Origin of the sequence: Spiroplasma endosymbiont of Atherix ibis (genome assembly GCF_964020005.1) — a bacterium.
In the GTDB taxonomy this organism is placed as follows: domain Bacteria; phylum Bacillota_I; class Bacilli_A; order Mycoplasmatales; family Mycoplasmataceae; genus Spiroplasma_A.
This window is the reverse complement of record NZ_OZ026474.1, coordinates 428,208-441,560: the sequence shown is the minus strand read 5'-3', so window position 1 is coordinate 441,560 and position 13,353 is coordinate 428,208. Positions and strand designations below refer to the sequence as shown.

General features: G+C 22.2%; 17 protein-coding genes and 1 tRNA gene. 4 read left to right on the top strand and 14 right to left on the bottom strand.

The genetic code is table 4. From position 1 onward, the window contains the following. Window positions 1–41: 41 nt before the first annotated feature. Window positions 42–833 (top strand): phosphotransferase family protein, encoded by a 792-nt coding sequence (locus AACK92_RS02445; RefSeq protein ID WP_339021612.1) that lies wholly within the window; start codon window positions 42–44, stop codon window positions 831–833. Here AACK92_RS02445 and AACK92_RS02440 read toward each other — a convergent pair. The 8 genes from AACK92_RS02440 to truB all read right to left on the bottom strand — a co-directional run bounded on the left by AACK92_RS02440 (window position 830) and on the right by truB (window position 6,442). Further along, complete coding sequence (locus tag AACK92_RS02440) at window positions 830–1,534, bottom strand: DxFTY motif-containing membrane protein (RefSeq protein ID WP_339021610.1); 705 nt, start codon at window positions 1,532–1,534, stop codon at window positions 830–832. The two genes, AACK92_RS02445 and AACK92_RS02440, sit on opposite strands and share 4 nt — an antisense overlap. A 71-nt stretch (window positions 1,535–1,605) precedes the next feature. Next, a tRNA-Gly gene (locus AACK92_RS02435) sits at window positions 1,606–1,679 on the bottom strand. An 88-nt stretch (window positions 1,680–1,767) separates the two neighbouring features. After that, entirely contained in the window at window positions 1,768–2,520 is a 753-nt protein-coding gene (locus AACK92_RS02430; RefSeq protein ID WP_339021608.1) for a hypothetical protein, read from the bottom strand. Between the two features lie 35 nt (window positions 2,521–2,555). Beyond that, window positions 2,556–3,479 (bottom strand): tRNA (adenosine(37)-N6)-dimethylallyltransferase MiaA, encoded by a 924-nt coding sequence (miaA, locus tag AACK92_RS02425; protein ID WP_339021607.1) that lies wholly within the window; start codon window positions 3,477–3,479, stop codon window positions 2,556–2,558. A 203-nt stretch (window positions 3,480–3,682) separates the two neighbouring features. After that, a complete protein-coding gene (locus AACK92_RS02420) occupies window positions 3,683–4,267 on the bottom strand; it encodes a hypothetical protein (protein WP_339021606.1) in 585 nt (194 codons plus the stop codon). A 134-nt stretch (window positions 4,268–4,401) separates the two neighbouring features. Further along, the gene (gene rpsO / locus AACK92_RS02415) at window positions 4,402–4,668 is read right to left on the bottom strand and encodes a 30S ribosomal protein S15 (protein WP_339021604.1); all 267 of its coding nucleotides are present in this window, start codon (window positions 4,666–4,668) and stop codon (window positions 4,402–4,404) included. Window positions 4,669–4,788: 120 nt separating this feature from the next. Further along, window positions 4,789–5,526 (bottom strand): hypothetical protein, encoded by a 738-nt coding sequence (locus AACK92_RS02410; RefSeq protein WP_339021603.1) that lies wholly within the window; start codon window positions 5,524–5,526, stop codon window positions 4,789–4,791. Next, window positions 5,519–6,442 carry a tRNA pseudouridine(55) synthase TruB gene (gene truB / locus AACK92_RS02405; protein ID WP_339021601.1) on the bottom strand — a complete coding sequence of 308 codons (924 nt, stop codon included), beginning with the start codon at window positions 6,440–6,442 and terminating at the stop codon, window positions 5,519–5,521. The genes AACK92_RS02410 and truB overlap by 8 nt, the downstream gene beginning before the upstream one ends. 114 nt (window positions 6,443–6,556) lie before the next feature. On the opposite strand from truB, the gene AACK92_RS02400 reads away from it, so the two are divergent. Then, window positions 6,557–7,093, top strand: a complete 537-nt coding sequence (locus AACK92_RS02400; RefSeq protein ID WP_339021600.1) for a hypothetical protein — start codon at window positions 6,557–6,559, stop codon at window positions 7,091–7,093. Here AACK92_RS02400 and AACK92_RS02395 read toward each other — a convergent pair. Genes AACK92_RS02395 through AACK92_RS02380 form a run of 4 tightly spaced genes read right to left on the bottom strand, consistent with a single transcriptional unit; the run spans window position 7,090 to window position 10,324 of the window. After that, window positions 7,090–7,380: a hypothetical protein gene (locus AACK92_RS02395; protein ID WP_339021599.1), complete on the bottom strand. Its 291-nt coding sequence runs from the start codon at window positions 7,378–7,380 to the stop codon at window positions 7,090–7,092. The genes AACK92_RS02400 and AACK92_RS02395 overlap by 4 nt on opposite strands. A gap of 48 nt (window positions 7,381–7,428) precedes the next feature. Next, window positions 7,429–8,424: a hypothetical protein gene (locus tag AACK92_RS02390; protein ID WP_339021597.1), complete on the bottom strand. Its 996-nt coding sequence runs from the start codon at window positions 8,422–8,424 to the stop codon at window positions 7,429–7,431. Window positions 8,425–8,482: 58 nt separating this feature from the next. Then, window positions 8,483–9,607 (bottom strand): hypothetical protein, encoded by a 1,125-nt coding sequence (locus AACK92_RS02385; RefSeq protein WP_339021596.1) that lies wholly within the window; start codon window positions 9,605–9,607, stop codon window positions 8,483–8,485. 3 nt (window positions 9,608–9,610) lie between these two features. After that, window positions 9,611–10,324 carry a 16S rRNA (uracil(1498)-N(3))-methyltransferase gene (locus tag AACK92_RS02380; RefSeq protein ID WP_339021595.1) on the bottom strand — a complete coding sequence of 238 codons (714 nt, stop codon included), beginning with the start codon at window positions 10,322–10,324 and terminating at the stop codon, window positions 9,611–9,613. 99 nt (window positions 10,325–10,423) lie between these two features. Between AACK92_RS02380 and AACK92_RS02375 the strand changes: the two genes are divergently transcribed. Then, window positions 10,424–10,600 carry a hypothetical protein gene (locus tag AACK92_RS02375; protein WP_339021594.1) on the top strand — a complete coding sequence of 59 codons (177 nt, stop codon included), beginning with the start codon at window positions 10,424–10,426 and terminating at the stop codon, window positions 10,598–10,600. A gap of 1 nt (window position 10,601) precedes the next feature. Beyond that, window positions 10,602–11,102, top strand: coding sequence for a hypothetical protein (locus AACK92_RS02370; protein WP_339021593.1), 501 nt, complete (start codon window positions 10,602–10,604; stop codon window positions 11,100–11,102). 28 nt (window positions 11,103–11,130) lie between these two features. On the opposite strand, the gene rbfA is transcribed toward AACK92_RS02370, so the two are convergent. Together rbfA and infB are read right to left on the bottom strand one after the other, a co-directional pair. Beyond that, window positions 11,131–11,475: a 30S ribosome-binding factor RbfA gene (gene rbfA, locus AACK92_RS02365; protein WP_339021592.1), complete on the bottom strand. Its 345-nt coding sequence runs from the start codon at window positions 11,473–11,475 to the stop codon at window positions 11,131–11,133. Window positions 11,476–11,477: 2 nt separating this feature from the next. Then, the gene (infB, locus tag AACK92_RS02360) at window positions 11,478–13,349 is read right to left on the bottom strand and encodes a translation initiation factor IF-2 (RefSeq protein WP_339021591.1); all 1,872 of its coding nucleotides are present in this window, start codon (window positions 13,347–13,349) and stop codon (window positions 11,478–11,480) included. Between the last annotated feature and the right edge of the window lie 4 nt (window positions 13,350–13,353).

The window sequence follows — 13,353 nt, the reverse complement described above, 5'->3', positions numbered from 1 at the left end:
TAAATAATATTATAATATTATAATATTATGAGGTAAAAAAAATGAAATTTAAAGGATATACAAATGAAATTATTGTTGAAAATGAAATCGTGATAAAAAAATCTCTTTTTTTTCATAATATTTATTTAGATAAGCAAAACGAATATAATTTTTTGGAACAATTAATTAAGTTAAAACAAGACTGCTTGTTAAACCCTATTAATTTTTATTGAGAGAAAGAAGAACTAATTTCACAATACAAATTTTTAAAAAATTATCATTCTCTTGAAAAAATTAATTTAACAGAAAAAATAGTAGATATGGTTATTGAAAATATTATTAAAATGCATAATTTAAATATAAATTCAGCTAAAATAAAAAAGTTTGAATATGTAAATTTTTTAAATAAATTTCATGATAATACTATAAATAAATTAGAAATTTATGATTACTATATTGATGAAATTAAAAATTATGAATCAATATTTAATAAACTAGATTTAGTTTTAAGTCATAATGATTTAGTTCCAGGTAACATTTTAATTAAAAAAGATAAATTAATTTTTATAGACTATGATTATGTAATGTTAAATAATAAATTTTTTGATCTTGCTAGTTTTATAACTGAAACTTTAAATGATGATGAAAAATTAATAAATTATTTTATAAATAAATGTATTGAAAGAAAAATAATTTCAATAACTGAATTAGATACATTAAATAAAATAATTAAATATCAAGATTTATTATGAACTTTTTGAGCTTACTTTATGTTTGAAAAACAAAATAATGAAGAATTTAAAATAATATATAAAAATAAACTAAATAGATTAAAAAACAGAAAGCATTATTAATCTTTCTGTTTTTCTCTTTGTTTTTGTTCTTTTTTATCAAGTTTACTAATTATTTTTTGCTTTTTCAAATCTTGTTTTTGCTCTTGATTTTCAAGTTCCAACTTAAATTTTTGATCAAGTTTCTTTTTAAATATTTCAAGTTCCGCTTTTTTAGTTTCTTTTTTAATTAAGTATTTTTGATATCTTTGAGCTTTCAAAAGTTTGTTAGATGGTATTATTTCACCATTTTTATATGCTTCATATATTTTTTCAAATTCTTCTTGTTTTTTTAAATTATTATTTCTAATAAGAGCTGTTATAAAAACAATTAAAGGAGTTAATAAGACAACTATTAAAGATATTGAAATAAATTTTATTAATATTCATAAATTATGATTACTCATAAAACTGCCAAACATGATAATACATATTAAAATCAAAGTTATTAAAAATGCAAAAGTAAAATGATCTACTTCATGTCATTTAAGTTTATAAAATATATAAGTCAATAAAAAAGTATATATAAAATAAACAATACAAATTAATGCAACATAACCTACTTTTGGATATGGTAATTTATTATTTAGTGTAAAATTAAAATCAAATCCAACAGTTAATCAGATAATTAGACCTGGCAATATTGATTCAATTAGTAAAAAAAGAAAACTTCTAAAAAAAGGAGTTCTTAATTCATTAAAATCTTTAAAAATATTAGTTTTCATTTTCTCACCTATTTAAATTCTATTTATAATTATAAATAAAAAAATCCCATAAGGGATTTGAAATTTCTTAATGGAGCGGGTGAAGGGAATCGAACCCTCACAGTCAGCTTGGAAGGCTGAAGTTCTACCATTAAACTACACCCGCAAATTAATTACATTAATGAATATATATAATTGATTTGCAGATGTCAATACTTTTACAACATTTTTTTGTTTTTTAGATTTATATATTTTTAATTTATTTTTTCACTTAATGCAAAGAACAATGTAATTAATGCATAACATCTATACTTATAAAAAAAATTATTATCTTGAAAATTTATAAGCATATGTTTTAATTCTCTTATTTGAGGAAATTCTGATATATTACTTGGAGTAGTTATAATGTAAAGATCGTTATTACCTTTTAGAAGATATTCTAAAGCAATTACTACTGTTTCAGTATCTCTTCCTGTTAGTAAAATAACTATTAATTCATTATTAAACTCCAAATGTTTTCCTATTTCTAAATTAAAAGACATATCAATTATTTTTGTTTGAATTCCAATATTTATCAACACATCTTCTAAAAATTTAGCTGGATACATTGATTGATATGATGGACAGATTCAAACTTTTCTTTTTTCATTAATTTTATTAGCTAAATCAATTAAAAAATCATCATTTTCATTTGCTCATTGGCATATGACCGCTCTCATTCCAACTTGCTCTATTTCATTTCCAATAACACTTTTTGCCTGATTTTGCATAACATTTTCATACTCAACTTTTAATCTAATAGAAAGTTCTTTATAACCTTCACACAAACATGCTTTTGCAAATTGTGTGACTGTTGCTAAAGAAACAAAACAAGATTCACTAATCTCATTTTGAGTTTTAAAAATTCCAACTGATCAGTCAGCAAGAATTTGCTTTCCTATTAATTTAAAAGTAGTATTTTTATTGTCCTTAATTAAGTTCTCTACACGCTCGTATACAGATAACATAAATAAGTCTCCTAACTTGTATTTAATTTTAAAAACTAAATATTTAGTTTGATATAATCAACTATTTCATCTGTAATTTGATCATAATTTTCATAACTATGTTCAAATCATTTAATATTTTCTAACTGATTTTTAAATCAAGTTAATTGCCTTCTTGCATAATGCCTATTATTTTTTTGCATTAATTTTATACATTCATCATAAGTAATTTCTTTTTCAAGATATCTTATAATTTCTGGTCCGCCTATGCATTTAAGAGCTTGAGCCTTTTTATTAAAATTATTTGCTTTGTAAGCATTTTCAATTTCTTTAAAAAAACCTTGTTCCGTCAAAATAAATACCCTATTATCTATTCTACTATATAATTTCTCTCTTTGTGGAAATAATCCAATAATTAGTAAATTATTATAAAAATATTTTTTATTATTTTTAATAATTTTTGTTTTTTCAATACCTTTATTAATTTCAATTATTTCTAATGCTCTAATAACTCTTTTTCTATTATTAAAATAAATTTTTTTTGCCTCTTCTTTATCTTTTAAATTTAAAATATGTCAAATTTCTTCATTTGAAATATGATTATATTTTTGTTCAAAATTTTTTATATGATCTTTATTTACAAAATTGTAATTCATTAAAACAGCATTAACATACAATCCAGTACCTCCAACAATTATTGGGGTTTTACCTTTTTTCAATATGTCATCAATTTTTTTTCTAGCATCTTTTTGAAAATCTGCTACAGAATATTTCTCATTAACCTCTCTTATTGAAATTAAATGATGTTTTATTCCTTGCATTTCTTCTTTAGTTATTTTATTTGTTGCTATATCTGTTCCCTTAAAAATTTGTGTTGAATCTGAGTTAATACATTCACCATTAAATTTTTTTGCTATTTTAATTGATAAATCGGTTTTACCACTAGCGGTTGGTCCAACTATTACTATTATTTTATTCACAATTTGTTATAACCTTTCTAAAAAAACAAATAAACAAAAAAAATATTCCCACCCGCTATAAATTGCATGAGAAAGGAAATACTTATTTATTGAGCGGTTTTTAAAATCTCACGCAAACTTAAAGAATAACAAATATTCTTGGTGTCCCGAAGGACAAACTTATTATATAATAAAAAAACTCTACCTAAAGTAGAATTTTTTTATTATTTTTTGCCAGTTACTGTTCTAATTTGAATATTAACTTTTCTAGGTTCTACTCTTGATGATTGGAATAAAACTGTTTTTCTTGATTTTGTTAATTGAATACCAGGAATTTTAACTTCTTTTTTCTGATTAAATAAACCTGTTATATCTCTTCCACCTGTAACTACAGCTGTTCAAGCTTCTAATGCTTTACGTTTAACTTTTGCATTCATTCAATGCATAGCAACAACGTTATTTACATCATCTGTTTCTCCTTCTGGATCAATTAAACTATAAACTCAACCAAATTCTGAAGCTTGTCAATGCTCACTAACTCTCATAATAGCTCCAGCTACATCTTGTCTATAAATAGAAGCATTTGTTGCTGAAACTGGATCTGCTTTTTCTCATATGAATTTTTCTTGACCATCAGTTAATTTAATAGTTTTATTAATAATTCTTTCTGGTTTTGGATCACTAGGTTTCTTTCTAGTTTGAATATGTACTGCTCTACTTTTATTTGAAGCAGCTTTCTTAACAGCAGCTTTATCTGGTTTTTTAGTAGTAGTCTTTTTAGCTGCTGGTTTTTTCATTGCAGTTGCCATGTAATAACACCGTCTTTCTAATAAAAAATATTAAATTTTGATAAAAATTTATTTTTTATATCAAAATATGATTTAATTATACATTATTTTTTCAAACTTATCTACTTATATTTATGTAACTTAAATAAATATACTTATTTTCTAATTTTTAATTTTTCAATAATTGTTTTGTATCTTTCAAAATCTTTTTTAAATAAAAAACTCAATAAATGTCTTCTTTGAGCCACTTTTTTTAATAAACTTCTTCTTGAAGTAATATCTTTTTTATGTATGTTTAAGTGTTCATTTAAATTTTGAATATCTTGAGTTAAAATTGCAATTTGAACTTCTGCTTTACCAGTATCATTTTGATTTGAACCATATTCTTTTACTATATTTTCAATTTGTGCTTTAGAAACCATGTCTAAATCCCCCTTTTAATCTTGATTGAATTTGTTTTAACAAAGAAATAATTTAGGGTAAAATCATTTCAACGTAAAAACATCAATACAAAAAAATTATAGCAAAAAAAAAGATTTTTACTATAACTTTTCCAAAATTTCTATTTCTAAAATATTATCTGAGTTATTAAGATAAACTATATTATCTATTATTTCTACTTTTTGAATATTTTTTTGAATTTTAATCAAATAATTTCCTTTTGACAAAATTATATTAAAATCTTGAATTAAATACTTATTTTTTTGAACTTTTTTTAAACTAACAACTAAATTTTTACCTAAAATTTGCTTTATTTTATTAATGTTTCCTAAAGATATATTTTCTTTAATTAATGTTGATGAAATTCCTTTAACTCTTTCAAATATTATAATATTTGATTTTCCAAAATAGTTTTGAAGAAATTCTATATCTCCTTGATTTTTAAAACCAAATCTAAAATCACTGCCAACAACAATTTTTTTTACATTTAATTTAGTTTTTATGAAATCACAAAACTCCTTAGGTGATTTTTTAATAGTTTCATTATTAACTTGTATTTCAAACAAAAAATCTGGATTATATTTTTTTTTGATTAGATTATATTTTTGCTCTTTTGATTGAAAACAATTTGATTTTTTATTAATGAAATCTGAAATTTTCTCTGAAAAAGTAATTATTGATCAAGTTGTTTTTTCTATTTTTGAGATACTTTTAGTCTTTAAAATAATTTTTTTATGCATTTTATGTATTCAATCAAAAAATCCAATACATATTATATTATTGACAATATTAAAATTAAACATTTCTTCTTTATTTAGAAATGTTTCAACTTTAATCATAATAGCCATTCCTTTCAGCCTCTGTTAATTCTTCTAAAGGAGTTTCATCTCACAGTCCTCTTTGACACTTATATAAATCATGTGCAATATGTTTATAAATTGCAATAACAGTTTTTTTATCATTTATGATAAAAACTATAGGGTAATTAATTCCAGTCAATGTAATAGTTTTTCCTTGTTTAATATCTTTTACTCTATGATATTCTACAATAGGATGTTGATTAATCATTAAAGAATCGTACATACTAATTAAATCTGAAAATTTAATTTCATCAATTCCTTTTGCATTTTTAAGTAAAAAACCTCCAGAACTAATTCTTTCAAGTTGTGAAACAGTTGCAATAGTTTCTAAATCTTTTGCAATATCAGAAACCAAACTTCTAATATAAGTTCCTTTGCTTGATCTAACTTTTAATTTAATTGTTCCAAGTTTTTGATTGAACTCTATTAACTCACATTCTTTTATTGTAACTTTTCTTGGTTTTATAACAACTTCTTGATTTTTTATTGCATATTCATATAACTTTTTTCCATCTACTTTAACAGCTGAATATACTGGTGGATATTGATCATATATATAACCATTATATTTTTTTATAATCTTTTTAACTAAGGATTTTGAAATTTTTTTAAAAGGTTCTTCTTCAACAATATTTCCAGTAATATCTTGTGAATCTGTTTGAACAAATAATTTCATTGTAACAATATAACTTTTATCACTACTTAAAAGAAAATTAGAAATCTTAGTGGCTTGATTTATTAAAATAACCATTAGACCTGTTGCTAATGGATCTAATGTTCCTGCATGACCTATTTTATTTATACTTAATTTTTTTTTAATTTTTTGAATTAAATCATTTGATGTTATATTTTGTGGTTTATTTATTAAAAAAATTCCTGACTTATTAGCCATCATAGCCACCTCCAAATTATTACATATATTATTATACAACTGCTTTAACTCTAGACTGTTAATTTTTTAAAAAAATATGTTATAATATAATTAATGTTGGGATAGAGCGGTGATGTAATGCAAATTAAATCAGAGTTTTTTAAAGAAATTGAAACAGAATTTAAAATCATTTCAGAAAGAGAACACTTAGGTACTTGAGGTAATCCTGCAAGTAATCTAAGCATCAAAATGTTTTATTTATCAAAACATCAATTTAAATCTTATGATGAATCCGATCAAGCAATTGTTACAGAAATTGCAAATACACTTCAGTCTTTAGAGGATATAATTGTAAAAAAAGCATTATCTTATCAAGCATTGGCAAAAGAAGCATATAATGAAAATATTGATCCTCAAAAATGAATAGACTATGCTCAAAGAGAAGCACAAGCATTAAGTTTTGAAATGTATAATGAAAGAGAAATTAAATATTTAAGACACTTTCATATAGTGTGATTAACATGAGTTTATTGTGATGAAGAACTTAAAAAATTAAGAATTAAAGCAAGTCGTGATAAATATCATGAAATTGGAAAACCAGAAAAAGACTATATTAAAAAAAGAAATAATTATTTAATAAAAAATAAATATAATGACGATGATGATTACTATTAGTTATCATTTTTTATTATTCATTGTTTTGAATCAATTTTATCAATTGTTTGAATAATCAGTAAAACTAACTGTTCAATTTTATAATTTGATACAAAAGGATATTTTTTATCAAAATAAGGTTGTAAATATTTTAATTTTAAGCTATATTTTGTTAATCATTCATTTGCTATTTGATTTAATTCACTCATTGCTTCTCTTTGTTTTGTAGATTTAATTTCTGATTTTAAATCTGAGTTTAATTTCATATATAATTCATTTGATTTAACAGTTAATCATTTTTGAAACATAGGTCAATTAGAAATACCAGTTTTTATTAATGGAGATACTATATATCTTTAACTCTCATTTTTAAATTTTTCTCATGATACTAATGATAAACAATTTTCATTTGAAAGATTATTTTGAATATAAATTTTATTATTAAGTAAATTTGTATCAAATAATTTAATTTCTGATAAATAATTTATAGGTAATTTAAAGTTCGAATTAGAATTTATAGAATATCTAGATATTCCTTCAAATATTTCTTCATATCTAAAATCAAACTCACTAAAATAATATGTATTTTTTGAATCTAACTTTAAAAAAATAAAATTTGTAAGATCTAAAAAACTTACATTTTTTTTAATTCATTTTCTAAAATTTTCAGCTTTCATAAATTTTTCAATATTTAAATCTAATTCTTTTTTATTATATTTTTTGAAAATAAAATTTTCCAATGTTTTTGAAATATATTCATAAAATCATCTTAATAAAAGATAATCAATATCATAAGAGTAATTAAATTCACCTTTCATTATATAATTTATAATTCTTTTTAGTGAAATTAATAGTCCAGAGCTTAATTTATTTGCATTTTTAAAATCAGATGTTAAATTTAAGATTAAATCTTCATAAATTCTGTCATTTCTATTAACTTTACATATAAATTTTTCTTTATTTTTTCTTACAGTAATAGGAACAATTCTAAAATTTATTTTTTTATTTCTAAAATTAAAAATTAAATTTAAATAATTTTTAATTATACGAATTTCAGGAATTCCTTTGTATTTTTTAGAAACTTCTAATATTAAATCCATAAATTTGTTAAAATCAAAAGTTGATTTTGAAATATACTTTATAGCACAAATATCTAGATTAAAATTCTTTTCGGTTTCTTTATAAGAATTATATGAAAAATCCCCTACTTTTCTTAAATGAATTTTTTCTTTAAAAAATAAATCTTTCAGTTCATTAAAATAAAAATTAATTTTCTCAATAATTTCTTTATTTTCAGAAGTTAATTTTTTTACTGTAATATTAAATTTTCATATATCTTTATTTAATTTCATATTAATCCTATTCTATTTCAAAATTAAAATACTGTAAAAATATTAAAAACAATCCATTTTATTTATCAGTTGGATATATAGTTTTTGAATAAATTTGAATATCTAAATTATCAAACTTTTGATTTTCTTTTTTAATTGAAATGGTTGATGAACCTATTGTATTTTTTAAATAAGCAATAGAATTATATCAAAAATAAAAATTCTCTTTTATATACTCATTTTTATTATTAATAAAATTGTTTGAATATTCCAAATACTTATTTAAAAATTCTTTTGTATTTGAATAACTTTTAATAAAAACTCATTTTAAATTTTTCAATTTAAAAGAATTATAAAATTTTGATATTTTTTTTTGTCTTTTATAATATAAGTTTTTTGATTCAAAAGCACTATCAACATTTTTTTCATTTAAAAAATAATGATAAAATGAAAGATCAAGTCATTTTTGTAGATAAATATTTTTTACTAAACTATATTGAATATTTGATATTATAGATAATTTTAAAATAAGTAATTCTTTTTTTGTTAAGATTTTTTTAAATTTTTTTGTTATTTTATAAAATAGAATTTGTAATTTTTTAATTAATAAACTATTTAAAGTTCTAAACTTTTTTAAATATTCTAAAGTAAAGCTTCTTTTATAGATTTTTTTACTACAAATTAATAATGGATATTCACTATGTTTAATAGTAGTTCTAATTAATATAGAAAATCCTAATTGATTTTCTTTATAAAATTCAATTTTTAAAGAATCTTTAAAAAGAATTGGATCTATTAAATTAGAATCTATATTTTTTTTCTCATTTCAACTAATTTTTACATCCTCTGAAATTTTATAAATATCTTCAAGAATTTTATAAATATCTTCATTAGTTTTGCAAATTCAACAGTTTTTAAAATGAGTTTTTGTTTCAATTTGATTTTCATATAATTTATAAGTACTATTTTTAACATATTTAATTGCTAATAAATCAACATTTAATACTTTTTCAAATTTATATACTTGTCCTGTTGCATAAGAACCATGAGTTTTAATTTGAACTAAATTTTTAAGTTTTCTTTTAATAAAATTTATATTTTTATTGATAAAAATTTTAAAATCTTTATCAATAGAATAAGTCTGAATTTGATTATTAATTTTTTTTAAATCAGATGTGATCATTTTACTAAAATTTTCATTCATAATTTAAACCTCTTTTTCATAATTTAAACAACTTAATAAAAATAATGGAACTGTTTCTGCTCTCATTATATTATCACCTAAACTAACCATAATATAGCCCATAGATTTTAATTTATCTATTTCATCAACACTTATTCCTCCTTCTGGTCCTATTACTATATTTATTGTTTTAAATTCTTTTTTAAGTTCAGTTTTAACAAAATTATTTTTTTCCTCTTCTCAACAAACTAAATTTAAATCTGCTTTATATTTATTTAATTCTGATAAATCTTTAACTAAATTTGTTATTTTAGGAATACTGCTTCTTTTTGATTGTTTTGCAGCACTAGAACAAATTGACAACCACCTATTAATTTTATTTTCTTGTTTTTTAGGATCAATTTTCACTACATTTCTTTTAAATTCAACAGGAATTATAGTATCAACTCCTAATTCTGTAGTTTTTTGAAGAACAAAATCTCATTTTTGTTCTCTGATTAAGCCTATAATTAAATTAACTTTATAATTCTTTTCAGAAAAATTAATTTTTGAAACTATTTTAGCTAAATAAGAATTTTCTAAAATACTACTAATAGTGCATAAATACTTTTGATTTTCATATACACAAATAATTTGCTCATTAACTTTTAATTTTATTGCATTTTTTATATGATGAAAATCTTCATTTTCAATTTCAAAAACATCAAAATTTATTTTTTTTAAAAAGAAACTATGCATAATACTCTCCAATACCTTATATATTATAATATAATATTAATTGAGGTGAATATATATTGAATTCTGCACAATTGTTTGTTTAGAAGGAGAAATTAACCGATGAAGAAAACTGATGAAAATAATCAGGAATCTAATTTGATTAGTAATTTTGATCAAATAGATATTGATTATGAAATCAGCAAACTTAACAAAACAAACAAACGAACAAGGTTTAAGAGTGAGACTCTAAAAATAACTCTTGTCAGTTTGTTACTAAGTATATCCACAGCTAGTTAGTATGATAAATGTTGTTATTCCACTAGTAATAAATGGTGTAAACGTAGGATTTGTCTTAAAATATTTTGTTATTGCTATAAGCTTTCAAGTGGTAGGTATATACTGGGGTATGATAATAGGTTTGTTAGATAGTTTACTTCAATTTCTAATCTGAGGTATGAGCCTATTATTTAGGTTCACATATGGAATTGGATTAGCAATTTGAGTATTACTGTTTTGATTAATGTACGATAAAATTTTTCGAGTTTATAATAAAGAGCGTTCTTTAAATAAAAATTTATCTCTTATATTCTCAGCTTTTATAGTATTTGTTTTTGGACCATTAAGTTCAGCATTTCTAAGTTTTATAAGAATGTATATTGAATTTGGAACAGTATATGGATTTATACAATTTATAAATTCTTGACTGGCCTTTATGGTGTTTGATTTATTTGCAATTGTTTTATTCACACTCACAACTAATAGAATTCAATTATTAACTGATAAATTGCTATTTAAATAAAAAAAATCTGCAAATATGCAGATTTTTTTTATTTAATTTCTTTTAAAATTTCTTCAATTTTATTAGCATTTTCTAAAGTTTTATCATATTCAAAAGTTAATTCAGGAACATTTCTCATTTCAACTTTACTTGCTAAAATCATTCTAATTTCTTTTAAATTTTCATTAATTTCAGCTTGAACAGCTTTTTGATCTGCTGATGAATCTAAAAATGAATAAAATATTTTAGCATGACTCATATCATTTGATAGTCTTACTTCATGAATTATAAGTGAATTTAAATATTCACAATCTGGAAATTCTCTTTGTAAAATCAAATTTAATTCTCTTAAAATAGTTGACTGATTTCTTTCAATTTTAATATCTTTTGCCATAACTATTTAACCTCTTCTATCTTATATGCTTCTATAATATCATTTTCTTTCAAATCATTAAAGTTTTTTATTGTAAGTCCACATTCTGCGCCTTCTTTTGCTTCTTTAATATCATCTTTTTTATTTTTTAATGATGATAATTCTCCTGTATAAACAACTATACCATCACGTAAAATATGTACTTTAGAACCACGCGGAACTACTCCACTAATAATTCTACAACCTGCAATTGTTCCAACTTGTGAATGTTTAAATAATTGTCTAACTTCAGCTTCTCCAAGTGATTTTTCTTCAAAAACAGGATCAAGCATACCTGTTGCAGCTTCTGCAATTTCTTCAATTAATTTATAAATAATATTGTGAAGTCTTATTTCAACTCCATCTTCTTCTGCTTTTTGTCTAACTTGAGCAGTTGGTCTAACATTAAATCCATAGATTAGAGCATCAGATGCTAATGCTAATGTAACATCACTTATTGAAATCGCACCAACAGTTGCTCTAATAACATTAATTTTTACACCTTCAATACTAATTTTTAACATTGAATTTCTAACAGCTTCAACAGTTCCTTGTGTATCTGCTTTTAAAATAATATTAATTGATTTTAATTCACCAGATTCAATTTTATTTTTAATTGAATCTAAAGTGAATGTTTGATTTTTTTGTCTTGCTTCGTTTTGTTGTTTTTCAAATTGAGCTTTAGCAATATCTCTAGCCATTTTTTCTTCTACAACTACAATAAACTTATCCCCTGCTTTTGGAACTTCATTTAATCCTATTACAACAGCTGGTTGTCCTGGTAAAACTTCTTTTAATTTAGACTTATTTTCATTTTCCAAATCTTTAACAGTACCAAAAGTACCTCCTGCTATAAGTATATCTCTCATTCTTAAAGTTCCCTCTTGAACAAGAATAGTAGATATTGGTCCTCTATTTTTATCTAATTTTGCTTCAATAACTGTTCCACGAGCAAATTTATTAGGATTTGCTTTTAAATCTTTAAGTTCTGAAATTAATAAAATTGTTTCTAATAAATTATCTAAACCCATTTTTGATTTTGCAGATCCTTCAATAAATGGAATATCTCCACCATACTCTTCTGCAACAATACCATAATTCATTAATTCCATTTTTACTTTACTTGGATCTGCTCCAGGTTTATCTATTTTATTTACAAATACTATAATAGGTACATCAGCTGCTTTTGCATGGTCAATAGCTTCTTCTGTTTGAGGCATAACCCCATCATCTGCTGCAACAACTAAAATTACAATATCTGTAACTTCACTTCCTCTTGCTCTCATTTCTGTAAAAGCTTCGTGACCAGGAGTATCAATAAAAGTTATTTTATTATTTTTAATTGTTGTTTGATAAGCTCCAATATGTTGAGTAATTCCACCAAATTCACCATCAGTTACATTTGCATTTCTTATAGAATCCAACAAAGTAGTTTTACCATGATCAACATGTCCCATAATTGTAACAATTGGTGGTTTTTCTTTTAAATCTTTTGGATCATCTTTTTCATTAAAAGTTTCAAAAATATTTTCTTTTGTAACTGTTGTTTCTTTTTTAAAGTCATATCCAAACTCAATACACAATTCTCCCATTTGTTCTTCTGAAAGAATCTGATTTTGAGTTACCATTGAACCATTTGTGAAAAATCACTTCACAATTTCTGCAGGACCTTTATTTAATTTTTTTGCAAAATCTGCTATTGATAATGGTTCTGTATAAACAAAAATTCCATCAATTAATCCTGTTTCAGTTGTTTGTTTTAATTGGCTTTTTAAATTAGCACTATGTGCTTTGGATTTGTTTTTGGCTTGTATTTTATTGTTATTATTACTATTTGTTTTAGTTTTTTTTGCCATAACT